Source organism: Pseudomonas sp. ADPe, assembly GCF_014843515.1.
GTDB classification, from domain to species: domain Bacteria; phylum Pseudomonadota; class Gammaproteobacteria; order Pseudomonadales; family Pseudomonadaceae; genus Pseudomonas; species Pseudomonas citronellolis.
Genome location: NZ_CP062122.1, coordinates 4,434,140 through 4,457,660 on the forward strand (window position 1 = coordinate 4,434,140; position 23,521 = coordinate 4,457,660).

The window sequence follows — 23,521 nt, forward strand, 5'->3', positions numbered from 1 at the left end:
GGGGGTTCTCCTACAGCAGGTCGAAGGGGAAGGTGCTGACCAGGCGGACCTCGTCGACGCTGCCGTCGACCTGGTTCTGGCTGGCCAGGTGCTTCATGTACATCAGGCGGAACTTGCTGCGCTTGAGCGGGCCGTCCTGGACCACGTAGGTGCCCATCAGGCCCAGCTCGTGGTGCTTCTCGCCGTCCTGGTTGCGGACCTCGGCATAGTTGCCGTAGGCGCCGTTGCGATCGCCGTCGTAGTGGGTGCCGTCGATGTCCCAGCCCTTGGCGTACCACACCGCGGTGCTCAGGCCGGGCACGCCATAGGGCGCGAAGTCGGTGCTGTAGCGCAGCTGCACGGACTTTTCGTTGGGACCGTTGTAGTCCGACAGCAGCGAGTTGGCCAGGTAGATGGCCGAGGTCTCGTGCACGTAGTCGAAGTACTCGTTGCCGTCCACCTGCTGCCAGCCGAGCATCAGGCTGTGGGCGCCATGGCTGAGGGTGAAGGCCAGGCTCCAGGTGTCGTTGTCGATGTAGCCGGCCTCGCGGTTACCGGTGTCGCGGGTGCTGTAGAGGTTGAAGCTGGTGTTCAGGGCCAGGCTCTGCGCATCGCCCAGGTCGTGGGAGAAGCCGAGGTAGTACTGGTTCCAGACGTCCTCGAAATGCCCGCCGTAGGCGCTCACCGAGAGGTTGTCGGCGACCTTGTAGGTGCCGCCGAGGTAGCTGTAGCGGTCGCCCTTGACCTGGCGCGTGCCGTACTCGGTGGTGAAGTCCTCGTCGCCCGCCCCGGTGCGCGGGCTGGCGCGGGTGAAGCTGCCGGCCTGCAGCGAGAGGCCGGCCAGCTCCTCGCTGAGCAGACCGACGCCGTTGAAGCTCGACGGCAGGGCGCGGTTGTCGATGCTGTTGAACACCGGCGTCTCCACCTGGAAGCGCCCGGCCTTGAGCTCGGTGTTGGAGACGCGCAGGCGCAGGTTGGCGATGCCCAGCTTCGACCATTCGTCCAGCGCCTCGCCGTCGCTGTGGGCCAGGGTGCGGTTGCCGCCGCCGCCGATCACGCCCTTGCCGCGCTCCAGGTTGATGGCGTTGAAGCCGGCCACGTCGAGGCCGAAGCCGACGGTGCCCTGGGTGTAGCCGGAGCTGTACTGGAGGATGCTGCCCTGCACCCAGGCGCGGCGGCTGTGGGTGAATTCCGAGCCGCCTTCCTTGGGAATGCGGAAGCCGAAGCTGTCGTGCATCTGCTCGCGGGAAAAGAAGTTGCGCGTGCTGAGGGTCAGTTTCTGGCCCTCGATGAAGCCGCTGGCGCCGGCCTGGCCCTTGTTCGCATCGTCCTCGGCGGCCTGCGCCTGGCCGAGCAGCCCGGCGCCGATCGCCAGGCCCAGTACAGCGGGTTTGAGGTAGGGACACTGCATGGATTGCTCCTTTTTCTTCTTCGTTGTTGTTCGAGACGGCAAACGCATCCCGCCGCGCCTGCCGGGGCGGGCGCGCGGGGTGTGGGGCAGTGGCGAAACGAAGGGCCGCCCGGTCTGCGCCGGGTCGGCGGGCCGAAAGCCTCGGCTAGGGCTGGTTGCTCACGCCGTAGAAGGTGTTGCGCCCGAAGGGGCTGATGAGGAAGCCCTGCACCGACTTGCGCATGGGCTGGTACACCGTGGAGTGGGCGATGGGGCTGATGGGCAGTTGCTGGGCGAGCAACTGCTGGGCCTGCTGGTAGAGGGCGACGCGCTGGGCATGGTCGGTGGTGGCCTTGGCCTGCTTGACCAGCTTGTCGTAGGCCGTGTCGCACCACTTGGAGATGTTGTTGCCGTTGACCGCGTCGCAGCCGTAGAGGGTGCCGAGCCAGTTGTCCGGGTCGCCGTTGTCGCCGGTCCAGCCGAACAGGGCGGCGTCGTGCTCGCCGGCGTGGGCGCGCTTGATGTACTCGCCCCACTCGTAGCTGACGATCCTGGCCTTGATGCCGACCTTGGCCCAGTCGGCCTGGATCATCTCGGCCATCAGCCTGGCATTGGGGTTGTACGGGCGCTGCACCGGCATGGCCCAGAGGGTGATCTCGGTGCCTTCGGCGATGCCGGCCTGCTTCAGCAGTTCGCGGGCCTTCGCCGGATCGTAGGCCTGGCCCTTGATGGATTCGTCATAGGACCACTGCGTCGGCGGCATGGCGTTCACCGCCAACTGGCCGGCGCCCTGGTAGATGGCGTCGATGATCGCCTGCTTGTTCACCGCCATGTCCAGCGCCTGGCGCACCTCGACGCGGTCCAGCGGCTTGTGGGTGACGTTGTAGGCGATGTAGCCGAGGTTGAAGCCCGGCTGCGAGGGCATGTTCAGGTTGGCGTCCTGCTTCAGCGAGGCCAGGTCCGCCGGGCGCGGGTTGAGGCTGATCTGGCATTCGCCGGCCTTGAGCTTCTGCATGCGCACCGAGGCGTCGGTGTTGATGGCGAAGATCAGGTTGTCCAGGCGCACGTCCTCGGGCTTCCAGTAGTCCTTGTTGCCCTTGAAGCGGATCAGCGCGTCCTTCTGGTAGCGGCTGAGCACGAAGGGCCCGGTGCCGATGGGCTTCTGGTTGATCTCGCTGGCCTTGCCTTGGGCGAGCAACTGGCCGGCGTATTCGGCGGACTGGATGGCCGCGAAGCTCATGGCCAGGTTCTGGATGAAGGCGGCGTCGACTTCGTTGAGGACGAACCTGACGGTGTAGTCGTCGAGCTTCTCCACCCTGGCGATGTTGCGGTCCAGGCCCATGTCGGTGAAGTAGGGGAACTCGGTGGGGTAGGCCTTACGGAACGGCTGGTCCTTGTCGAGCATGCGCTCGAAGGTGAAGACCACGTCGTCGGCGTTGAACTCGCGGCTGGGCTTGAAGTAGTCGGTGGTGTGGAACTTCACGCCGTGGCGCAGGTGGAAGGTCCAGGCCTTGCCGTCGGCGCTGGTCTCCCAGCTTTCGGCCAGGGCCGGCACGGCCTCGGTGCCGCCGCGCTCGAACTGCACCAGGCGGTTGAACAGGGTTTCCGACGTGGCGTCGTAGTCGGTGCCGGTGGTGTACTGGCCCGGGTCGAAGCCGGCCGGGCTGCCTTCGGAGCAGTACACCAGGGTGCTGCCGGCGAAGCTCGCCGAGCTGGCCAGCAGCAGGCCGCCGGCGACCAGTGAATGCATGGAGTTACGACGCTTCATACGCATGCCTAACCTCGTTGTTCTTTTTCTGAGGGAGCCGGGCGCGGGCCTGATGGACCTGTGCCGGCTCGGGCGCCACCGCTCCCCCGTGGGCGATGGTCGGATGCCGCCGGGGTAGCCGGCGAACGTCGAACGCGAAGTTAAGTCAGGCTGAAATTAAGGTCAACTTAAATTCAGTGCTACTGCAAAAATCAGAAGCGTCCTAATACCTAGGGAATGTCTCAGGTACCCGGATGCTCGCCGAACAGCGGCATGGTGGTGACGGTCAGCACCTCGGCGGTTTCCTCGCCGGCATTGCGCAGGCAGTGGGGCTTGCCGGCGTCGAAGTGCACCGAGTCGCCGGGGCCCAAGGGGTAGCTGCGGCCGTCGATGGTGTAGACGATGCTGCCGCTGAGCACGTAGGCGAATTCCGCGCCCTCGTGGGCGATCAGCTCGGACTGGTAGCCGACCGGCATGTTCATCTTCACCGCGTTGAGCTGGTTGCCGGGGAAGGAACTGGACAGGCGTTCGTAGCCCAGCGGCTGGCCCTCGATGGCATAGCGCACGCGCTCGCCCTGGTGGGTGTCCGGCTGCGCTTGCTGCGGCTGGTCGAACAGTTCGTTGAGCGGCACCCCCAGGGACTTGGCGATGCTGGCCAGGGACGAGATGGAAACCCCGGTGAGGTTGCGTTCGGCCTGGGACAGGAAGCTGGCGGTGAGGCCGGATTCGCTGGCCACCTGGTTGAGGGTCTTCTTCGCGGCGCGCCTATAGCGACGCAGGCGCTCTCCGATTCGATCGACGGTCATTGGCTGGGCTCTTGGAGGATGCCGGCAGTATACCGGCGAAGGAAGGCGGAGGAAGAGGGCCGGAAAGGTTGGCTTGCGAAGAGGGCTTTTGCCGTGATTTTAAGTGGTGCTTAAAATTCGTTTGGCATGAAATTTAAGTAATGCTTAAATTCCGCTGAATTTTTCAGGATGGGAGTTGGCGATGACGTTGGGCGTTGGGGGCAGCAGCCCCGAGCAGGCTCTGGCGGGGCTGCGCGACATGAGCGGCGGCGTCGAGCCGATCGGGCTGGACGAATACCGGGCCCGCGTGGCCGGCCTGCAGGCGCGCCTGCGCGAGCAGGGCATGGCCGCGGCGTTCGTCGATGCCGGCAGCTACCTGCGCTATTTCAGCGGGGTGAAATGGAACCCCAGCGAACGCCTGGTCGGCCTGCTGGTGCCCGCCGAGGGCGCGCCGCAGTACCTCGCCCCGGCCTTCGAGGAGGGCACGGTGCGCGACTTCCAGGTGCTGCCCGGGGCGATCCGCACCTGGCAGGAACACCAGAGCCCCTACCGCCTGCTGCTGGACATGCTGGTGGAGCTGGGCGTACCGGCCAACGCCCGCCTCGGCCTGTGCCCGAGCCTGCCGTTCGGCATGGCCGAGCGCCTGCGCGAGGTTGCCGGCGCCCTGCGCCTGGTGGATGCGAGCGCCGCCGTCGACCATGGACGGCAGCGCAAGTCGGCCGCCGAGCTGGCGCTGATGCAGCGCGCCAAGGACATGACCCTGGAAGTGCACAAGGCCGCCGCCAGCATCCTCCGCGAAGGCATCAGCACCACCGAGGTGGTGCGCTTCATCGAGGCGGCGCACCGCCGCGTCGGCGCGCCCGGCTCGACCTTCTGCATCGTGCTGTTCGGCGAGGACAGCGCCTTCCCCCACGGCGTGCGCGAGCCGCGCCCGCTGCGCGAAGGCGACATGGTGCTGATCGACACCGGCTGCCAGTTGCACGGCTACAACTCGGACATCACCCGCAGCTACGTGTTCGGCACGCCCAGCGAGCGCCAGCGCAGCCTGTGGAACCTGGAGAAGGCCGCGCAACTGGCCGCCTTCGCCGCCGCCGTGCCGGGTGCGCCCTGCCAGGCGGTGGACGCCGCCGCGCGGCGCTGCCTGGAAGCCGGCGGCCTGGGCCCGGACTACGCCTTGCCCGGCCTGCCGCACCGCACCGGCCATGGCATCGGCCTGGACATACACGAAGGCCCCTACCTGGTGCGCGGCGACGAAACCCCGCTGGAGACCGGCATGTGCTTCAGCAACGAACCGATGATCTGCGTGCCCGGCGAGTTCGGCATCCGCCTGGAAGACCACTTCTACATGAGCGCCGAAGGCCCGCGCTGGTTCACCCGGCCGAGCCATTCCATCGACGATCCGTTCGGTCTGGCGGGGTAAGGCCAACCTACAGGGGATGCCATGGCTGGTGCGGCGTAGGGCGCATAACCGTTCGCGGTTATCCGCCGATACACCGAGGCCATAGCCAACGCCCAGGTCAACCTTGGCGCCGCTGGAAGCCAAGGCCAAACGGCGGATAACGCCGTAGGCGTTATGCGCCCTACGGGTTGTGGGAACACCGTCGTAGGATGGTGTTGAGCGAAGCGATACCCATCATCACCACCGCATGGGTTTCGCAGGCTCAACCCATCCTACGAAAAGCGCTTCGGCACGGCTGGCAAGACAGCTGTGGCTACTAGAGCAATTCGAAGGGAAAGGTACTGACCAGCCGCAGCTCGTCGACGCTGCCGTTGCTCTGTTTCTGGCTGGCGCGGTGGCTGACGTACATGAGGCGGAAGTGGCTGCGTTTGAGCGCCCCGTTCTGCACCACGTAGGCGGCCGACAGGCCCAGTTCGCGGTGCTTCTCGCCGTCCTGCTCGCGGCCCTTCGCGTAGTTGCCGTAGGCGCCGTTGCGGTCGCCGGTGTAGCCCGTGCCGTCGATGTCCCAGCCCTTGACGTACCACACCGAGGTGCTCAGCCCCGGCACGCCGTAGGCCGCCCAGTCGGTGTTGTAGCGCAGCTGCGCGGATTTCTCGTTGGGCCCGTTGTAGTCGGCGAAGGCCACGTTGCTCAGGTGGATGGCCTTGGTCTCGTGCACGTAGTCGAAGTACTCGTCGCCTTCGACCTGCTGCCAGCCGAACATCAGCGAGTGGGCGCCGCGGCTGAGGGTGAAGTCCAGGCTCCAGGTGTCGTTGTCGATGTAGCCGGCGGCGCGGCGGCCGGTGTCGCGGGTGCTGTAGAGGTTGGCGCGGGTCCGCAGGGCGAGCTTCTGCGGGTCGCCCATGCTGTGGCCCAGGCCCAGGTAGTACTGGTTCCAGATGTCCTCGAAATGCCCGCCGTAGAGTGTCGCCGACAGGCCGCCGGGGGCCTTGTAGCTGCCGCCGAGGTAGCTGTAGCGGTCGCCCTTGGCCAGGCGGGTGCCGTATTCGGTGGTCAGGTCCTCCTCGCCGGCGCCGGCGCGGGGGCTGGCGCGGGTGAAGCTGCCGGCCTGCAGCGCCAGGCCCGGCAGTTCCTCGCTGAGCAGGGCGAAGCCGTCGAAGCTGGCGGGCAGGACGCGGTTGTCGTGGCTGTTGAACACCGGCGTGTCGACCTGGAAGCGGCCGCCCCTGAGCTCGGTGCCGGAGACGCGCAGGCGCAGGTTGGCGATGCCCAGCTTGGACCATTCGTCCACCGCGTTGCCGTCGCTGTCGGTCAGGGTGCGGTTGCCGCCGCCGCCGGCGATCACACCCTTGCCGCGCTCCAGGCTGAGGGCGTGGTAGCCGGCCACGTCCAGGCCGAAGCCGACGGTGCCCCGGGTGTAGCCGGAGCTGTACTTGAGCAGGGTGCCCTGCACCCAGGTGCGGCGGTTGTGGGTGAACTCCGAACCGTCTTCCTTGGGGATGCGGAAGCCGTTGCTGTCCTGGGCCTGCTCCAGGGCGGCGAAGTTGCGGGTGCGCAGGCTCAGGCTCTGGCCTTCGACGAAGCCCTTGGCGCCGGCCTGGCCGCGGGCCTCGCGGCGGTCGTCCTCGGCGGCCCAGGCCTGGCCGAACAGGCAGGCGCCGAGGGACAGGCCCAGGGCGGTGGGGCGGATGTGCTGCTGGATCATTGGCTGTTGCTCCCTTCTTGTTCTTGTTGGAGGGGCTAGGCCGATGACGCCGTGGGTGCGCTGGCCCCTGTGAGGGGCCGAAGCTAAGTGGGGGCGGGAAGGGCGATCAAGGCGGATTCGGCCGCGCCGCGAAAAACGGAAAATTCCGAATATTCAGGGGATTGCATTCGGGCGACGGGGTACTCGTCGAAGGTAGGCGCGGGGGCGATGGAGGGCGCCTACCTGCCCGGCGCCGCCTCTGGCGGGGCGGCGCCGGGGTGGGTGGCTACAGCAGGTTGAAGGGCAGGGTGGTGATCAGGCGCACGTCGTCGATGCTGCCGTCGGCCTGGTTCTGGCTGGCCCGGTGGCGCCGGTAGGTCAGCTTGATGCTGCTGCTCTTGAGCGGGCCGTCCTGGATCTTGTAGGCGATGGTCATGCCCAGTTCGCGATGCCTTTCGCCATCCTGCTTGCGCACCTCGGCGTAGCTGCCGTGGGCGCCGTTGCGGTCGCCGTCGTAGCGGGTGCCGTCGATGCCCCAGCCCTTGGCGTACCACAGCGTGCTGCTCAGCCCCGGTATGCCGTAGCGGGCCCAGTCGGTGCCGTAGGCCAGCTGGGCGGACTTCTCGTTGGGGCCGTTGTAGTCGGATTGCAGGTAGTTGACCAGGTAGATGGCCGCGGTCTCGTTGACGTAGTCGAAATACTCGTCGCCATCGACCTGCTGCCAGCCCGCCATCAGGCTATGGGCGCCGCGGGCGAGGGTGAAGGCCAGGCTCCAGGTGTCGTTGTCGATGTAGCCGGCCTTGCGGCTGCCGGCATCGCGGGTGCTGTAGCCGTCGAAACGGGTGTGCAGGGCCAGCACGTCGGGGTCGCCGAGGTCGTGGGAGAAGCCCAGGTAGTACTGCCGCCAGATGTCCTCGAACTCGCCGCCGTAGGCGCTGAGGCTGAGGTTGGGCATCGCGCGGTAGGTCCCGCCGAGGTAGCTGTAGCGGTCGCCCTTGGCCTTGCGGTCGCCGTAGGTGGTGGTGAGTTTCTCGTCGCCGGCCCCGGTGCGCGGGCTGACACGATCGAAGCTGCCGGCCTGCAGCCTGAGCCCGGTGAGTTCGCTGCTGGTCAGGCCGACGCCGCGGAAGGTGGAGGGCAGGGCGCGGTTGTCGATGGTGGCCAGCACCGGCGTCTGGACCTGGAAGCGGCCGGCGCGCAGTTCGCTGTTGGACAGCCGCAGGCGCAGGTTGGCCACGCCCAGCTTGGACCACTCGTCCAGCGGCCGCCCGTCGCTGTCGGTCAGGGTGCGGTTGCTGCCGCCGGCGACCACGCCCTTGCCGCGCTCCAGGTTGAGGGCATGGAAGGCGCCGACGTCGAGGCCGAAGCCGACGGTGCCCCGGGTGTAGCCGGAGCTGTACTGCAGGATGCTGCCCTGCACCCAGGTGCGCCGGCTGTGGGTGGGCTCGTAGCCGTCGTCCTTGGGGATCTTGAAGACGAAGCGACCGTGCTTCTGCTCACGGGAGGCGAAGTTGCGGGTGCTCAGGGTCAGGCTCTGGCCTTCGATGAAGCCCTTGGCGGCGGCCTGCCCCCGCTGCCTGTCGTCCTCTTCGGCCGCCCAGGCCTGGCCGGTGACGCCGGCGAGCAGCGCCAGGCCGATGGCGGTGGGGCGGATGTGTGGATTGGTCATCTGATTGCTCCTCGTTTCTAGTGCTGTGCGCAACGGCGGGCACCTGGGCGCGCGCCGGGAACGGCCGGTGGCCGGCTGCAAGGCGGAAAGCGAGTGCGGTGGGATGATTGTTGGAAGAGCCTGGCCGGTCGGGCCTGGCTCGTGGCTGCCCGCAGCGGATGGGGCGGGCGCAGGGACGGCAGCGGCGGGTACGCCGTGCCGTAGAAGGCGTGGGGGCCGGGGCTGCCGGACCTTCAGGGGGGAAGCTAAGCCATGCCTGGCGGCCGCGACAATGAAAAAATGCCTGGTGCTTCACTACGCCGCTTCTCGCCGATGCCCGGAATAGAGGCTTCGCAGCGTTTTTGGATACAGTGTCGTAGGAATATTAGTGCCAACCTGTAGGAGCGGGCCCTGCCCGCGATTTCGCGCGCAGGGCGCGCTCCTACATGGGAATGGTGCAGGTGGGGCGGCGTAGCGGATCTTATCCGCGAACCGCGCCGGAACCTCCGGCTATCGCGGACAAGGTCCGCTCCTACGGGGGAGGCATGCCGTGTCTCTCGGTAACCTAGCGGGCCCTGCGCGCGATATCGCGCTCAGGGCGCGCTCCTACATTGGAATGGTGCGGGTGGGGCGGCGTAGGAGCGGATCTTATCCGCGAACCGCGCCGGAACCTCCGGCTATCGCGGACAAGGTCCGCTCCTACGGGGGAGGCATGCCGTGTCTCTCGGTAACCTGTAAGCGGGCCCTGCGCGCGAAATCGCGCGCAGGGCGCGCTCCTACATTGGAATGGTGTGGGTGGGGCGGCGTAGGAGCTGATCTTATCCGCGAACCGCGCCGGAACCTCCGGCTATCGCGGACAAGGTCCGCTTGTGTCAGCGACTTTCGATAGGATCGAAGATGAGAGCGACGGGAGGCAAGCTGCAGGTCCGCGGTGTTGCGAGCACGAGTAGGAGCCCAAGCTGCCTCCCGCCGTCCTCTGACTCAAGCCCGAACAGTTGAACGAGCTAAACCTCGAACCACAAGCGTGGGCAGTCAGAGTGCTCTCGCCGTGCAGTTTACGAGGGTTTGGTCATGACGTGTTGGGTCGGTATCGATGTCGCCAAGGATTCGCTGGCCGTATGGCTGCGTCCACAAGGCAAGAGCTTCAGCGTTTCCAATGACGAGCAGGGCCACCAGCAGTTGCTGGCGCTGTTCGCCGAGGAAAAGCCCGAACGTATCGTGCTGGAGGCGACCGGCGGTTATGAGTGCGGAGTGATGTTCAGCCTGTCTCGTGCCGGTCATAGGGTTTCACGGCTTAACCCCACACGGGTGCGAGCCTTTGCCACGGCCATGGGCAAGCTGGCCAAGACCGATCCCATCGATGCAGCCGTCCTGGCGCATCTGGCGCAGACGCTGGAGGAAGCGCCCAGCACGGTGCCTTCGCCAGAGCGCGAGCGGCTACGGGAATTGGTGCAACGCCGAGAGCAACTGGTCAGCCAGCGCGATGATGAACGTCGTCGTTTGCATCAAGCCCGGGATTCCTTCGTCCGCCAATGCCTGGAAGGCGCCATCAAGGCGCTTAAAGAAACGATCCGCGGCTATGACAAGGAAATTGCCAAAGCGATGAACGTCGTGGACGCAGAACAGGCCCAGCAATTATGCCAAGTCAAAGGCGTGGGGCCGGTCACCGCGGCTGGGCTGCTGGCCTATCTGCCGGAGCTGGGACAACTGAACCGCCGCCAGATCGCCGCCCTGGTGGGCCTGGCCCCGTACAACAGCGACAGCGGGCAGAAGTCGGGACAGCGCCGAATCCGGGGAGGACGAGGAATGATCCGGCGCATCCTGTACATGACGACCTTGTCGATTATTCGCTATCAGGAAGACTTCGCCCGCCGCTACCAAGGCCTGCGCGAGAACGGTCGATGCGCCAAGGTTGCCCTGGTGGCCTGCATGCGTGTGCTCATCGTGCGGTTGAACGCCATGGTCAGGGACGGTACCTGCTGGAGAACAGGTACCGTGCAGCAGTGAAAGACAGTTGCTCCTACGGGGGAGGCATGCCGTGTCTCTCGGTAACCTGTAGGAGCGGGCCCTGCCCGCGATTTCGCGCGCAGGGCGCGCTCCTACATGGGAACGGCGGGGTGGGGTGGCTTAGCGGATCTTATCCGCGAACCGCGCCGGAACGCCCGGCTATCGAGGACAAGGTCCGCTCCTACGGGGGAGGCATGCCGTGTCTCTCGGTAACCTGTAGGAGCGGGCCCTGCCCGCGATTTCGCGCGCAGGGCGCGCTCCTACATGGGAACGGCGGGGTGGGGTGGCTTAGCGGATCTTATCCGCGAATCGCGCCGGAACGCCCGGCTATCGAGGACAAGGTCCGCTACAGGGGGCGGGAAATACGGGCTCAGGGCCCCAGTTCGACGTGGGTGAAGTTGTTCGAGCCCAGCGGGCTCAGGGTGAAGCCCTTCACCCTGGGGCTCAGCACCACGAACTGCTTCGGGTAGGCCAGGGCTATCCAGGGCGCTTCGCGCTGGAAGATCGCCAGGGCCTGGCGGTACAGCGCGGCGCGGGCGTCCTGGTCTGTGCTGGCGCGGGCCTGGCGCAGCAGGTCGTCGAACTGGGCGTTGCACCAGCCGGCCATGTTCTCGCCGCTCTGCGCGGCGGCGCAGGACAGGTTGGGGGTGAGGAAGTTGTCCGGGTCGCCGTTGTCGCCCACCCAGCCCATGAACACCAGGTCGTGCTCGCCATGCTTGGCACGGCGGATCAGCTCACCCCATTCGTAGACGCGGATGTCGGCGCGGATGCCCAGCTTGCCCAGGTCGTTCTGCAGCATCTGCGCGCCTATGCCGGGGTTGGGGTTGGCCGGGCCGCCGCCGGGGCGGGTCCAGATGCTGAGCTTCTGCCCTGGCTGCACGCCGGCCTCGGCCAGCAACTGGCGGGCCCGTTCGAGGTCGCGCGGCCAGCCCTTCAGGTCCGCGTCCGAACCCCACAGCGTCGGCGGGTAGGGCGCCACCGCGGGGCTGGCGCCGCCCTCGCCGAACTGCGCCTTGCGGTAGGCGTCGCGGTCGAAGGCGAGGTTGATGGCCTGGCGCACACGCACGTCGTCCAGCGGCTTGTGCCGGGTGTTGATGGCGACGTAGGCGACCAGCAGGGAGTCCAGTTCCTCCACCTTCAGGCGCGGGTCCCTGCGCAGTTCGGGGATGTCCGTGGGCCGCGGGTACACCGCCACCTGGCAGTCGCCGGCGCGCAGTTTCTGGATGCGCACGCTGGGGTCGGGAGTGATCGCCAGCAGCAGGCGCTCGATCTTCGGCGTGCCGCCCCAGTAGTCGGGGTTGGCGGCGAAGCGCACCTGGGCGTCCTTCTGGTAGCGCTGGAAGACGAAGGGGCCGGTGCCCAGGGGCAGGTTGTTCAGTTGTTCGGGCTTGCCGGCCGCCAGCAGCAGGTCGGCGTATTCGGCCGAGTAGATGGAGGCGAAGCCCATGGCCAGGTCGGCGAGGAAGGGCGCCTCGGGATGGCGCAGGGTGAAGCGCACGGTCAGGTCGTCGACTTTCTCGACGCGCTCGATCAAGCCCGGCAGGCCCATCGACTGGGCATAGGGGAAGCCGCGCGGGGCCAGCCTGTTCCATGGATGCGCCGGGTCGAGCTGGCGCCGGAAGCTCCAGAGCACGTCGTCGGCGTTGAAGGTGCGGGTAGGCGTGAAGTAGTCGGTGCGCTGGAACTTCACGCCGGGGCGCAGGTGGAAGGTATAGGCCAGGCCGTCGGCGCTGATGTCCCAACTCTGCGCCAGCGCGGGGATCACCTTGGTGCTGCCGGGGGCGAACTGCACCAGGCGTTCGTACACCGTCTCCGCCGTGGCGTCGGCGGTGGTGGCGGCGGTGTACTGGGTGATGTCGAAGCCTTCCGGGCTGCCCTCGGTGCATACCACCAGGGGCCGGGCCAGGGTCGGCGCGGCGACGAGCAGCAACGCCAGGGCCGCCCACGTGGGGCGGCCCGGTCGTCTATCGGTAAGCGGCTGTAACCAGCGCAGCATGGCGTGACGGCCGCCTCGCGGCGGCCGCGGGCCTTACTTGCCGACGCCCACGCCGTAGAAGGAGTTGAGCGCGAAGGGGCTGATCTTGAAGTCCTCGACCGTCTTGCGCATCGGCTGGTACACGGTGGAGTGGGCGATCGGGGTGATCGGCACCTGCTCCTTGAGGATGTGCTGGGCCTGCTTGTACAGCTCGGTGCGCTTGGCCTGGTCGGGGGTGCGCTTGGCTTCCTTGATCAGCTTGTCGTAGGGCTGGTCGCACCATTTGGAGAAGTTGTTGCCGTTGACCGCGTCGCAGCTGTACAGGGTGCCCAGCCAGTTGTCCGGGTCGCCGTTGTCGCCGCTCCAGCCGATCAGCATGGCGTCGTGCTCGCCGGCCTTGGCGCGCTTGATGTACTCGCCCCATTCGTAGGTGACGATCTTCGCCTTGATGCCGACCTTGGCCCAGTCGGCCTGGAGCATCTCGGCCATCAGCTTGGCGTTGGGGTTGTACGGGCGCTGCACGGGCATGGCCCACAGGGTGATCTCGGTGCCTTCGGGCACGCCGGCCTTCTTCAGCAGTTCCTTGGCCTTCTCCGGGTCGTAGCCGGCGTCCTTGATGCTGTCGTCGTAGGACCACTGGGTCGGCGGCATGCCGTTCACGGCGAGCTGGCCGGCGCCCTGGTAGACGGCGTCGATGATGGCCTTCTTGTTCACCGCCATGTCCAGCGCCTCGCGCACTTCCAGCTTGTCCAGCGGCTTGTGCAGCACGTTGTAGGCGATGTAGCCGAGGTTGAAGCCCGGCTGCGAAGGCATGTTCAGGTTGGCGTCCTTCTTCAGCGACTCCAGGTCCGCCGGGCGCGGGAACAGGGTGATTTGGCACTCGTTGGCCTTGAGCTTCTGCATGCGCACCGAGGCGTCGGTGTTGATGGCGAAGATCAGGTTGTCGATCTTCACCTCGCCGGGCACCCAGTAGTCCTTGTTGGCCTTGAAGCGGATCATCGCGTCCTTCTGGTAGCGGCTGAACACGAAGGGCCCGGTGCCGATCGGCTTCTGGTTGATGTCGCTGGCGCGGTTCCGCTTGAGCAACTGGTCGGCGTATTCGGCGGACTGGATGGAGGCGAAGCTCATGGCCAGGTTCTGGATGAACGCGGCGTCGACCTCGTTGAGGACGAACTTCACGGTGTAGTCGTCGACCTTCTCCACCTTGGCGATGTTGGCGTCCATGCCCATGTCGGTGAAGTAGGGGAATTCGGTGGGGTAGGCCTTACGGAACGGGTGGTTCTTGTCGAGCATGCGCTCGAAGGTGAACAGCACGTCGTCGGCGTTGAATTCGCGGGTCGGCTTGAAGTAGTCGGTGGTGTGGAACTTCACGCCGTGGCGCAGGTGGAAGGTGTAGGTCTTGCCGTCATCGGATACGTCCCACTTCTCGGCCAGGCCGGGGATCACCTGGGTGCCGCCGCGCTCGAACTGGGTGAGGCGGTTGAATACCGTCTCGGCGGCGGCGTCGAAATCGGTGCCGGTGGTGTACTGGCCGGGGTCGAAGCCCGCCGGGCTGCCCTCGGAGCAGAACACCAGGTTGCCGGCGGCGTGGGCGAAGGGAGCGCTGGCGATCAACCCAGCGGCGATCATGGAGCGGATGACGGCATTCTTGCGCATGCTGACCTCAGTTTGTTGTGGTTGTCATCGAGGCACGTCCTTGTGGGGCGTGTCGCCTGAAACTATGCAGGGCACATGCCGGGCGCAAGGGCCACACCCGCCACAGTGTAGAAGCTGTGGGGAAGTCGTAAGGGAATGTCGCAATAACGCAAGAAGCCCGCCGCGGCGCCCAGGTGGGCGGCGCCGCGGCGGGCCCGCATCAGGGCATCTGCACTTCGATGGTGCCGTCGGCGGTCACCGTCACCTGGCTGGTGCCGGCCTCGATCTCCGGGGCCGCGGCGAAGCCGGCGTCGGCCTTCATCGCCGCCATGCGCATCACCGGCATCGGCCGTGGCGCGCCGGCGCTGTTCAGGTTCAGGTTGACCAGGCGGTAGCCCTTGCCGCCGAGGGAGTCGGTCAGCAGCTGGGCGCGGGCCTTGAACGCCGCCACGGCGTTCTTCATCAGGCTGTCCTCGTTCTGCTGGCGGGTGGAGTCGGCGATGCTGAAGCTCATGTTGCCCATCTTCAGCTTGCCCAGCAGGCTGGCGGTGAGCTGCGACAGCGCGGCGAAGTCGGAGCTTTCCAGGCGCAGCTCGGCGCGTTCGCGCCAGGCGGTGATCTTCTGGCCCTTGTCGTCGTACACCGGGTAGCTGTTGCGGCTGCCCAGGCTGACGGTCACGCCCTTGGCCTTGCGCGCCTCGGTCACCGCGGCGTTGAGGGCGGCGGTGGTCTCGGCGGCGAGTTTGGCCGGGTCGCTGGCCTGGGCTTCGTTGAAGAGGGTCACGTGCATCTGGTCGTGGGCCACTTCCTGGCTGGCCTCGGCATGCAGCGACACCAGGTTGTAGCGCGGCTCGTCGGCCTGGGCGGCGAAGCTGGTGGCGGCCAGGGCGACGGCTGCGGCCAGGGCGGCGAGGCTTTTCTTCAATGCGGACATGTTCGACTCCTTGGTCCTGTAATGAGTCCCGGGTGCAGGGTAGACGACCCCGCACATGGACAGTCAGACCTATTGACGCAGGTCGGCGTTCAAAGGGGTTGAATCGCGATAGCCTTTATCTCGTATGCTGTGTCGCTATGACGCACCGAGAGGGGAAGGGGCTTGGCTATACTCGCGCAAATTCCGGAATTCACCATGCGCACACCGGTTTTCCAGTTATCCGCCAGCCGGCAGAACCTGCTGCACCTGACGCTCATCCGTATTCTCGTGCTGGCCGCCCAGGCCGGTTCGGTGGGCATCGCCTACAAGGCCCAGTTGATCCCGCTGCCCTGGGCTGCGCTGGGGGTGACCCTCGGCGTGTCCCTGGTGCTGTGCCTGGCCACCGCCCTGCGCCTGCGCGGGCCCTGGCCGGTGACCGAGGTGGAGTACGCGGTGCAGCTGGGCTGCGACCTGATCATCCACAGCGCCCTGCTGTATTTCTCCGGCGGCTCGTCCAACCCCTTCGTCTCCTATTACCTGGTGCCGCTGACCATCGCCGCGGCGACCCTGCCGTGGCTCTACACCATCGTCCTCGCCGGCCTGGCCCTGGCCGCCTACACGGTGCTGCTGGTGTGGTTCCACCCGCTGAACATCGCCCCGGCGCAGCGCGACTACCTGCTGATCTACGGCATGTGGCTGAGCTTCGCCCTGGCCGCCGGGCTGATCACCTTCTTCGTCGCGCGCATGTCCCAGGCGCTGCGCCGCCAGGAACAGATAGTCGCGCAGCGCCGCGAGGAGGGCATGCGCGACCAGCAGCTGCTGGCCGTGGCCACCCAGGCCGCCGGCGCCGCCCATGAGCTGGGCACGCCGCTGGCGACCATGAGCGTGCTGCTCAAGGAGCTGCGCCAGGCGCACCCGAAGGACCCGCTGCTGCAGGAAGACCTGGCGCTGCTGCAGGAGCAGGTCAAGCTGTGCAAGGACACCCTGCAGCAACTGGTGCGCGCCGCCGAGGCCGACCGCCGCCAGGCCATCCAGGAACAGGGCGTCAACGAATGGCTGGAGGCGGTGCTGCGCCGCTGGCACCTGATGCGCCCGGAGGCCACCTACCGCTACCTGAACCTGGGCCCGGGCAGCGCCCCGCGGCTGACGCCGCCCACCGACCTCACCCAGGCCCTGCTGAACCTGCTGAACAACGCCGCCGATGCCTGCCCGGACGACCTGGAGATCTGCGTCGACTGGACTGCCACCGACATCTGCCTGAGCATCCGCGACCACGGCCCCGGCGTGCCTCTGGCGATCGCCGAGCAACTCGGCAAACCCTTCTTCACCACCAAGGGCAAGGGCTTCGGCCTCGGCCTGTTCCTCAGCCAGGCCAGCGTCACCCGCGCCGGCGGCACGGTGAAGTTGTACAACCACGAAGACGGCGGCACGCTTACCGAGCTGCGCCTGCCGCGCAGCTATGGTGTGGTGTGAACCCACGCGCGAGGAAGTACCCATGAGCGAAGAGAATCTGTTCGAAGGCGAAGAGCAACCCCACCTGCTGCTGGTGGACGACGACGCCACCTTCACCCGTGTGATGGCGCGCGCCATGAGCCGCCGCGGCCTGCGCGTATCGGTCGCCGGCTCTGCCGAGGAAGGCCTGGCATTGGCCAAGGAGGACCTGCCCGACTACGCCGTGCTGGACCTGAAGATGGACGGCGACTCCGGCCTGGTGCTGCTGCCCAAGCTGCTGGAGCTGGACGCGGAGATGCGCGTGGTGATCCTCACCGGCTACTCCAGCATCGCCACCGCGGTGGAGGCCATCAAGCGCGGCGCCACCAACTACCTGTGCAAGCCGGCCGACGCCGACGACGTGCTGACCGCGCTGCTCTCGCAGCACGCCGACCTGGACAGCCTGGTGCCGGAAAACCCCATGTCGGTGGACCGCCTGCAGTGGGAGCACATCCAGCGCGTGCTGGCCGAGCACGACGGCAACATTTCCGCCACCGCCCGCGCCCTGGGGATGCATCGGCGGACGTTGCAGCGTAAGCTGCAGAAGCGCCCCGTGAGGCGTTAAGGAATTCATAAGAAGCTGTATCTACGATCTCGCGAGCTAGCGCAGAACAAGGCGAAAACAGGCGAGGGAGGCACCGGGCTCGCGTTCGAGTTCAGTCCGCTAAATGAGCATCACTCGCCTGTTTTTAACGCAGTTATGCCGACGCGCAGCAGATCGTAGACAGGTTCTAAGACAGGGAGCGCCGACTGGGCGCTCTTTTTTTGTGCCCGTGCTGAGCCCGACCCGATGACCGAAAGCGCCGAATACCGTGCCGCGAACGATGCCGTTCGCGGGCATTTCTTCTCCCAGGTGTGGAAACTGACGGCGCCCTACTGGCGCAGCGAAGAGAAGGGCATGGCCTGGCTGCTGCTGATCGTGGTGATCGTCCTGTCGCTGGTCGGCGTGGGCGTCTCGGTGTGGGTCAACACCTGGTACCGCGACTTCTACAACGCCCTGCAGAACAAGGACCTCGACGCCTTCATCCGGCTGATCCTGTACTTCTGCGGGATCGCCGCGGTGGCCATCCTGGTCGCCGTGTACCGCCTGTATCTGACGCAGATGCTGACCATCCGCTGGCGTCGCTGGCTCACCGAGAAGCACTTCGCCGCCTGGCTGTCCGACAAGAACTACTACCGCCTGGAACAGCGCGGCTACACCGACAACCCCGACCAGCGCCTGTCCGAGGACCTCAACAGCTTCACCGACACCACCCTGAGCCTGGGCCTGGGGCTGATCCGCAACCTGGTCAGCCTGGTGTCCTTCTCGGTGATTCTCTGGGGCGTGTCCGGCAGCATCGAACTGTTCGGCATCAGCATCCCCGGCTACATGTTCTGGGCCGCGCTGCTCTACGCCCTGGTCGGCAGCTGGCTGACGCACCTGATCGCCCGCCGCCTGATCGGCCTGAACAACCAGCAGCAGCGCTACGAGGCCGACCTGCGCTTCGGCCTGGTGCGCATCCGCGAGAACGCCGAGAGCATCGCCCTGTACAACGGCGAGGGCAGCGAGAACGAGCGCCTGATGACGCGCTTCCGCAACGTCTGGGGCAACTTCTGGGAACTGATGAAGGTGCAGAAGCGCCTGACCTTCTTCAGCTCCGGCTACGCCCAGATCGCCATCATCTTCCCCATCGTGGTAGCCGCGCCGCGCTACTTCGCCGGCAAGATCCAGCTCGGCGAGCTCATGCAGATCAACTCCGCCTTCGGCAACGTCCAGGACGGCCTGAGCTGGTTCATCGACGCCTACTCCAGCCTGGCCACCTGGCGCGCCACCTGCGACCGTCTGCTGAGCTTCCGCAACGCCATGGACGAGGTCGCCGGCGAGCACGAGAGCATCGCCGTGCACGCCGCCGGCAACGGCCTGCAGCTCAAGCACCTGAGCCTGCGCCTGGGCGACGGCAGCGTGCTGCTGGAACCCACCGACCTGACCCTGCGAGCCGGCGAGCACGTGCTGATCAGCGGCCCCTCCGGCGCCGGCAAGAGCACCCTGCTGCGCGCCATGAGCGGGCTCTGGCGCTACGGCGCCGGGCAGGTGCAGATGCCCGCGGCGCGCACGCTGTTCCTGCCGCAGAAGCCCTACCTGCCGATCGGCAGCCTGGCCACGGCCCTGAGCTATCCGGAAGAACCCGGCCGGCACGGCCCCGAGCGCCTGCGCGAAGTGCTGCGCCTGTGCCGCCTGGAGCACCTGGGCGAACGCCTGGACGAAGCCCAGCACTGGCAGCGCCTGCTCTCGCCGGGCGAACAGCAACGCCTGGCCATCGCCCGCGCGCTGCTCTATGCGCCGGCCTGGCTGTTCCTCGACGAGGCCACCTCGGCGCTGGACGACAACGACGAAGCCGCGCTCTACCAGACCCTGCTGGAGCAACTGCCCGGCGTGACCCTGGTCAGCATCGGCCACCGCGCCGACCTCAGGCGCTTCCACGAGCGCCAGCTGCGCCTGGAGGATCGTCACCTGCGGGAGGTCGAGGCGGTGCTCCCGGCCTGACACGCCTACCTGTCGCAAGGGAATCCCCCGGCGATAGGATTTTGGGAAAGATCGTGCTGTGAATTCCTTCAGATTTTGCAGGAAAGCTCGCAATTGCTTGGCAGTTTTGGGGACTGCTGCATCGTTCCCGGACCCATACCCGGTACCCTCGACGGCTTTGCGGTAAACAGCCCGTCGCATTCGGATTCCGGATATCGCCATGCATGGTCTTTCCCCTTCTGGTCAGGCGTTGACGCGCGAGGCATTGCGCCTGGTGAACCCGCGCCGCTTCCTTGGCCTCGCGCTCGCCGGCGCCGCGGCGCTGGCGCTGCTGACCTTCGCCGCCGGCCTGTGGCTCGGCCGCGTCATGGCGCCGCCCGCGCCGCTGGCCGAGGCCGCCCCGCAGCAGACGCCGGAGCAGCGCTTCGCCGTGGCGCGCCTGGGCGAGCTGGCCGGGCGCCTGCAAGTGCTGGAAAAGGACGCCGCCTACCTGCTGAAAGTGGTCGACGGCCACGAGGACATCGCCCGCAAGCTGGCGCGCATCGACCCCGGCCTGGTGCCGGAGCAGGCACCGGCACGCGGCGCTGACGGGGAGGGCGGCCTGCTGCTGCCGCCGCGGCCATGCCAGGCCGCGCCGCTGGTCGACGTGCAGCAGGGCACCGAGGCCGCCCGTTGCCTGAGGCGTCAGCTAGACCTGCTGCTGGACGCGGTGTCGCGGCGCAACGCCGACTTCCTCGCCATCCCCACCCATCGCCCGGTGGACAAGGCGCGCCTGGGCTCGGCCTTCGGCAACCGGGTGGACCCGTTCAACCGCCGCCTGGCCTTCCACTCCGGGCTCGACTTCGCCGCGCCCGGCGGCACCGGGATCCAGGCCGCCGCCGGTGGCCGGGTGGTCGCCGCCGGCCCCTTCAGCTCCTATGGCATCCGCGTGGAAATCGACCACGGCAACGGCCTGCTCACCCGCTATGCGCACCTGTCCAGGGCCGAGGTGCGCGTCGGCGACGTGGTGATGCCCGGCCAGCGCATCGCCGCCATGGGCTCCACGGGCCGCTCCACCGGCTCGCACCTGCATTTCGAAGTGCTCTACCGCGGCGAGTTCGTCGACCCGCAGCACTTCCTTTCCCTCGGCGACATGGAGAAGGCCCTCGATGCGCTGGCGCAGGACTAGGCCGGCGACCACCCGCGAACTGCTGCGCGCCGAGCACCAGCCGCGGGCCCAGGTGGCGCGCAGCTACCGGCCGCTGCTCTGGGCCGCGCTGGCGCTGGCCATGGCCTTCGCCGCGGTGCATTTCTGGCGCGGCTCGCAGCAGGCCGAAACACAGCGGCGCATCGACGCGCTGCAGGCCGGCAATGCCGCGCTGGCCGCCGACCTGCAGCGCCAGCGGCTGCTGACCGCCGAGGCCCAGGCTACGCGCGAGCAGCTGCAGCGGCGCATCGACCAGATGTCCGGGGAACTCAAGAAGCTCAAGACCGACCTGGCGTTCTACCGCCAGCAGAAACCCGCCAAGTGATCCGCAGGAGGACGAACATGTTCAGCAGCAACAAGAAGAAGGGGCCGCAGGTGGCGGTGGACAGGTTTTCCAGCCTGCTGTCGGGCAACCTGGCGCTGGTGGGCGACCTGGAGTTCGAGGAGGGCCTGAAGGTCCAGGGCCGCATCCAGGGCAACGTGCGCCACAAGCCGGGTACCCAGAGCCTGCTGGCCCTGGGCGCGGAAGGGCGGATCGAGGGCTGCGTCAGCAGCTACGACGCGCTGATCGACGGCACCATCGTCGGCGACCTCTACGTCGAGCACCTGCTGGAACTGCATTCCAACGCCCGCGTCATCGGCAATATCCACTACCGCCAACTGAGCATGGAGAACGGCGCCAGCGTCGACGGCAAGCTCACCCGCCTGGACGAGCAGCGCCCGCTGGAACTGCCGGCGCCCGAGAGCCACCGGGCGCGTGCCGGGGCCGAGGAAGCGGAGCCCGCCTGAGGCAAATCGTTAGCACGCGAAGCACTGCCCCTTGCTATGATCGCCGCAGTTCTTCCGCCGGCGCTTCCCCTCCATGCTCGCACTGCTGCTCCAGACTCTCGGCATCACCGCGCCGGTGTTCTCCATGCTGTTCATCGGCGTGCTGCTGCGCCGCGTCGGCTGGATCGACCAGGGCTTCATCCAGACCGCCTCGGCCCTGGTGTTCAACGCCACCATGCCGGTGATGCTGTTCCTCGGCATCTACCATTCCGACCTGCACCGCGCGGCCAGCCCGGCGGTGCTGACGTTCTTCTGCCTGGCCACCCTCGGCGGCTTCCTGCTGGCCTGGGCCTGGGCGCACTGGCGGGTGCCGCGGCAAGAGCGCGGCGTCTACGTGCAGGGCGCCTTCCGCGGCAACAACGGCATCGTCGGCCTGGCCCTGGCCACCAGCCTCTACGGCGAGCACGGCCTGGCCCTGGGCTCGGTGCTCGCGGCCCTGGTGATCCTCTGCTACAACACGTTGGCCACCGTGGTCCTGGCGATCTACAGCCCGGTGCTCAAGTCCGACCCGCTGAGCATCGCCCGCCAGGTGCTGGTCAACCCGCTGATCATCGGCGTACTGGCGGCCTTCCCGTTCGCCTGGTGGGGCATCGCCCTGCCGGCCTGGGTGCTCACCTCCGGCGACTATTTCGCGCAGATGACCCTGCCCCTGGCGCTGGTCTGCATCGGCGGCACCCTGTCGCTGCCGGCCCTGCGCAGCAGCGGCAGCCTGGCCCTGAGCGCCAGCCTGATGAAAATGCTCTGGCTGCCGGCGCTGTGCACCGCCGCCGCCTGGCTCTGCGGCTTCCGCGGCGCCGAACTGGGTGTGCTGTTCCTCTACTTCGCCAGCCCCACGGCCGCCGCCAGCTACGTGATGGCGCGCGCCGCCCAGGGCAACGCCGAACTGGCGGCCTCGATCATCGTCATCACCACCCTGGCGGCGGCGCTGACCACCAACCTCGGGCTGTTCATCCTGCAGTGGGGTGGGTGGATCTGAGGTGCTCAACCTCGAATCGCGGCGTCAGCCGGCAAGTTCGTAGGGCGTATAACCGTTCGCGGTTATACGCCGCTTCACCTAACTCATGCCCGGCGTTGCGGTCGAGCCCGGAGTGTCCCGAAACAGGCGCTCCGTGGCCGAACCCGAAGCGCGCCTGGGATCGAGGTTAAACGGCGTATAACGCCGTAGGCGTTATACGCCCTACGCCCAGCCCTCCCTCGGCGTAGGGCGTATAACCGTTCGCGGTTATACGCCGCTTCACCTAACTCATGCCCGGCGTTGCGGTCGAGCCCGGAGTGCCCCGAAACAGGCGCTCCGTGACCGAGCTCGAAGCGCGCCTGGGATCGAGGTCAAACGGCGTATAACGCCGTAGGCGTTATACGCCCTACGCCCTGGACAACCTCCCGCTGGGGCGCGGTCTAGGCAGATTCTGAATTCGCAGACAGCATCACTTACTCTGCCCGAAGGCCATTTCAAGCCGTTTTACAGGCGGTTACACTGTCCCCCTTCCAACGCGCGACAAAGGATTGCTCATGCGTTTCCAGGATTCCGCCCGCAGCCTCGCGCTGCTGCTCGGCCTGCTGTGGCTGGCGTCGTCGTATGCCGGGCCGGGGGCCGAACTGTCCAGCCCGGCCGCCGGCTGGCGCTACTCGGGGTTGCTCGACGACCTCGACAGCCCGCGCGTGGCCTATCCGACCCCGCCCATCGACCGTGGCGGCCAGCGCGGCCGCAGCCTGATCGAGGGCGACCTGAAGAACCTCGCCGGCACCGACCGCGCCCAGCGCCTGGTGGTCAACGGCAACCCGCTGCCGCTCTATACCGACGCCCAGGGCCACTTCGTCCGCCCCTACGCCTTCGGCGCGGGCTCCAACAGCGTCGAGGTGGCCAGCGCCGACGGCCAGTCGCTCAAGCGCGTGCAGTTCTACGAGGCCAACGCCGGGCGCGTGCCGCCGCGGGTGCGCGTGGCCCTGGGCTGGGACGACCCCAAGGCCGAGCTGGACCTGCACATAGTCACCCCCGACGGCCAGCACGCCTTCTGGGCGCGCCCGCGGCTGGGCAACGGCGGCGGCCTCGACCCGGACGGCGTCGACGGCCCCGGCCCGGAAATGTTCAGCATGGCCGCGCCGCTGCACGGCACCTACCTGGTCTACGTCAACTACTGGGGCAATTTCGGCGCGCAGGGCTATAACTTCCAGGCCGGCGCCAACCAGCAGGACGTGATCACCGCCCAGGTCAACCTGGTGTTCAACGAAAACAGCGTCGACGAGAAGCGCGAGACCTTCGTGGTGCCGCTGCGCACCATCGGCGATCTGGTCCTGGTCAAGACCTTCACCTACTGAAAGCTGTCCCCTGCCAGGGATGAAACGGGATCGAG

Annotated in this window: 18 protein-coding genes; 10 read left to right on the forward strand and 8 right to left on the reverse strand. The window is 67.3% G+C overall.

The window, feature by feature from the left end; translation table 11 throughout:
- Nucleotides 1-10: 10 nt before the first annotated feature.
- The 3 genes from IG194_RS20170 to IG194_RS20180 form a co-directional block, all read right to left on the reverse strand.
- Nucleotides 11-1,390: an OprD family porin gene (locus IG194_RS20170; RefSeq protein ID WP_058488583.1), complete on the reverse strand. Its 1,380-nt coding sequence runs from the start codon at nt 1,388-1,390 to the stop codon at nt 11-13.
- A gap of 145 nt (nt 1,391-1,535) precedes the next feature.
- Nucleotides 1,536-3,119: an ABC transporter substrate-binding protein gene (locus IG194_RS20175; protein ID WP_412536090.1), complete on the reverse strand. Its 1,584-nt coding sequence runs from the start codon at nt 3,117-3,119 to the stop codon at nt 1,536-1,538.
- Nucleotides 3,120-3,358: 239 nt separating this feature from the next.
- Nucleotides 3,359-3,922, reverse strand: a complete 564-nt coding sequence (locus tag IG194_RS20180) for a helix-turn-helix domain-containing protein (protein WP_009617731.1) — start codon at nt 3,920-3,922, stop codon at nt 3,359-3,361.
- A 181-nt stretch (nt 3,923-4,103) separates the two neighbouring features.
- On the opposite strand from IG194_RS20180, the gene IG194_RS20185 reads away from it, so the two are divergent.
- Complete coding sequence (locus IG194_RS20185) at nt 4,104-5,321, forward strand: M24 family metallopeptidase (protein WP_058488584.1); 1,218 nt, start codon at nt 4,104-4,106, stop codon at nt 5,319-5,321.
- 295 nt (nt 5,322-5,616) lie between these two features.
- On the opposite strand, the gene IG194_RS20190 is transcribed toward IG194_RS20185, so the two are convergent.
- Complete coding sequence (locus tag IG194_RS20190) at nt 5,617-7,005, reverse strand: OprD family outer membrane porin (RefSeq protein WP_058488585.1); 1,389 nt, start codon at nt 7,003-7,005, stop codon at nt 5,617-5,619.
- Nucleotides 7,006-7,270: 265 nt separating this feature from the next.
- Nucleotides 7,271-8,653, reverse strand: a complete 1,383-nt coding sequence (locus IG194_RS20195; RefSeq protein WP_058488586.1) for an OprD family porin — start codon at nt 8,651-8,653, stop codon at nt 7,271-7,273.
- Nucleotides 8,654-9,703: 1,050 nt separating this feature from the next.
- Here IG194_RS20195 and IG194_RS20200 point away from each other — a divergent pair.
- Nucleotides 9,704-10,639 (forward strand): IS110 family transposase, encoded by a 936-nt coding sequence (locus tag IG194_RS20200; protein WP_009615021.1) that lies wholly within the window; start codon nt 9,704-9,706, stop codon nt 10,637-10,639.
- A 370-nt stretch (nt 10,640-11,009) separates the two neighbouring features.
- Here the strand turns inward: IG194_RS20200 and IG194_RS20205 are convergent, their stop codons facing one another.
- The 3 genes from IG194_RS20205 to IG194_RS20215 all read right to left on the reverse strand — a co-directional run bounded on the left by IG194_RS20205 (nt 11,010) and on the right by IG194_RS20215 (nt 15,183).
- The gene (locus IG194_RS20205; protein ID WP_058488587.1) at nt 11,010-12,635 is read right to left on the reverse strand and encodes an ABC transporter substrate-binding protein; all 1,626 of its coding nucleotides are present in this window, start codon (nt 12,633-12,635) and stop codon (nt 11,010-11,012) included.
- Between the two features lie 33 nt (nt 12,636-12,668).
- Complete coding sequence (locus tag IG194_RS20210; RefSeq protein ID WP_043315244.1) at nt 12,669-14,270, reverse strand: ABC transporter substrate-binding protein; 1,602 nt, start codon at nt 14,268-14,270, stop codon at nt 12,669-12,671.
- A gap of 199 nt (nt 14,271-14,469) precedes the next feature.
- Nucleotides 14,470-15,183, reverse strand: coding sequence for an SIMPL domain-containing protein (locus IG194_RS20215; RefSeq protein WP_009617743.1), 714 nt, complete (start codon nt 15,181-15,183; stop codon nt 14,470-14,472).
- Between the two features lie 195 nt (nt 15,184-15,378).
- Here IG194_RS20215 and IG194_RS20220 point away from each other — a divergent pair, with 195 nt between their 5' ends.
- The 8 genes from IG194_RS20220 to IG194_RS20255 all read left to right on the forward strand — a co-directional run bounded on the left by IG194_RS20220 (nt 15,379) and on the right by IG194_RS20255 (nt 23,486).
- Nucleotides 15,379-16,635 (forward strand): ATP-binding protein, encoded by a 1,257-nt coding sequence (locus IG194_RS20220; RefSeq protein ID WP_009617745.1) that lies wholly within the window; start codon nt 15,379-15,381, stop codon nt 16,633-16,635.
- A gap of 22 nt (nt 16,636-16,657) precedes the next feature.
- A complete protein-coding gene (locus tag IG194_RS20225) occupies nt 16,658-17,218 on the forward strand; it encodes a response regulator transcription factor (protein WP_009617747.1) in 561 nt (186 codons plus the stop codon).
- Nucleotides 17,219-17,443: 225 nt separating this feature from the next.
- Nucleotides 17,444-19,177, forward strand: coding sequence for an ABC transporter ATP-binding protein/permease (locus IG194_RS20230; protein ID WP_009617749.1), 1,734 nt, complete (start codon nt 17,444-17,446; stop codon nt 19,175-19,177).
- Between the two features lie 199 nt (nt 19,178-19,376).
- The gene (locus IG194_RS20235) at nt 19,377-20,324 is read left to right on the forward strand and encodes a M23 family metallopeptidase (protein WP_009617750.1); all 948 of its coding nucleotides are present in this window, start codon (nt 19,377-19,379) and stop codon (nt 20,322-20,324) included.
- On the forward strand, nt 20,305-20,667 hold the full coding sequence (locus IG194_RS20240) for a metallopeptidase (RefSeq protein WP_009617753.1): 363 nt from the start codon (nt 20,305-20,307) through the stop codon (nt 20,665-20,667). Before IG194_RS20235 ends, IG194_RS20240 begins: the two co-directional genes overlap by 20 nt.
- Nucleotides 20,668-20,684: 17 nt before the next feature.
- Nucleotides 20,685-21,131 (forward strand): bactofilin family protein, encoded by a 447-nt coding sequence (locus IG194_RS20245; protein WP_009617754.1) that lies wholly within the window; start codon nt 20,685-20,687, stop codon nt 21,129-21,131.
- A 73-nt stretch (nt 21,132-21,204) separates the two neighbouring features.
- Nucleotides 21,205-22,146, forward strand: coding sequence for an AEC family transporter (locus tag IG194_RS20250; protein ID WP_009617755.1), 942 nt, complete (start codon nt 21,205-21,207; stop codon nt 22,144-22,146).
- A gap of 533 nt (nt 22,147-22,679) precedes the next feature.
- Entirely contained in the window at nt 22,680-23,486 is an 807-nt protein-coding gene (locus IG194_RS20255) for a YfaP family protein (protein WP_058488588.1), read from the forward strand.
- The last annotated feature ends 35 nt before the right edge of the window (nt 23,487-23,521 follow it).

Bases quoted from the DNA above. Each gene is read 5' to 3' on its own strand.
- IG194_RS20170 (WP_058488583.1), bottom strand. From the start codon at position 1,390: ATGCAGTGTCCCTACCTCAAACCCGCTGTACTGGGCCTGGCGATCGGC.
- IG194_RS20175 (WP_412536090.1), bottom strand. From the start codon at position 3,119: ATGCATTCACTGGTCGCCGGCGGCCTGCTGCTGGCCAGCTCGGCGAGC.
- IG194_RS20180 (WP_009617731.1), bottom strand. From the start codon at position 3,922: ATGACCGTCGATCGAATCGGAGAGCGCCTGCGTCGCTATAGGCGCGCC.
- IG194_RS20185 (WP_058488584.1), top strand. From the start codon at position 4,104: ATGACGTTGGGCGTTGGGGGCAGCAGCCCCGAGCAGGCTCTGGCGGGG.
- IG194_RS20190 (WP_058488585.1), bottom strand. From the start codon at position 7,005: ATGATCCAGCAGCACATCCGCCCCACCGCCCTGGGCCTGTCCCTCGGC.
- IG194_RS20195 (WP_058488586.1), bottom strand. From the start codon at position 8,653: ATGACCAATCCACACATCCGCCCCACCGCCATCGGCCTGGCGCTGCTC.
- IG194_RS20200 (WP_009615021.1), top strand. From the start codon at position 9,704: ATGACGTGTTGGGTCGGTATCGATGTCGCCAAGGATTCGCTGGCCGTA.
- IG194_RS20205 (WP_058488587.1), bottom strand. From the start codon at position 12,635: ATGCTGCGCTGGTTACAGCCGCTTACCGATAGACGACCGGGCCGCCCC.
- IG194_RS20210 (WP_043315244.1), bottom strand. From the start codon at position 14,270: ATGCGCAAGAATGCCGTCATCCGCTCCATGATCGCCGCTGGGTTGATC.
- IG194_RS20215 (WP_009617743.1), bottom strand. From the start codon at position 15,183: ATGTCCGCATTGAAGAAAAGCCTCGCCGCCCTGGCCGCAGCCGTCGCC.
- IG194_RS20220 (WP_009617745.1), top strand. From the start codon at position 15,379: ATGCGCACACCGGTTTTCCAGTTATCCGCCAGCCGGCAGAACCTGCTG.
- IG194_RS20225 (WP_009617747.1), top strand. From the start codon at position 16,658: ATGAGCGAAGAGAATCTGTTCGAAGGCGAAGAGCAACCCCACCTGCTG.
- IG194_RS20230 (WP_009617749.1), top strand. From the start codon at position 17,444: ATGACCGAAAGCGCCGAATACCGTGCCGCGAACGATGCCGTTCGCGGG.
- IG194_RS20235 (WP_009617750.1), top strand. From the start codon at position 19,377: ATGCATGGTCTTTCCCCTTCTGGTCAGGCGTTGACGCGCGAGGCATTG.
- IG194_RS20240 (WP_009617753.1), top strand. From the start codon at position 20,305: ATGCGCTGGCGCAGGACTAGGCCGGCGACCACCCGCGAACTGCTGCGC.
- IG194_RS20245 (WP_009617754.1), top strand. From the start codon at position 20,685: ATGTTCAGCAGCAACAAGAAGAAGGGGCCGCAGGTGGCGGTGGACAGG.
- IG194_RS20250 (WP_009617755.1), top strand. From the start codon at position 21,205: ATGCTCGCACTGCTGCTCCAGACTCTCGGCATCACCGCGCCGGTGTTC.
- IG194_RS20255 (WP_058488588.1), top strand. From the start codon at position 22,680: ATGCGTTTCCAGGATTCCGCCCGCAGCCTCGCGCTGCTGCTCGGCCTG.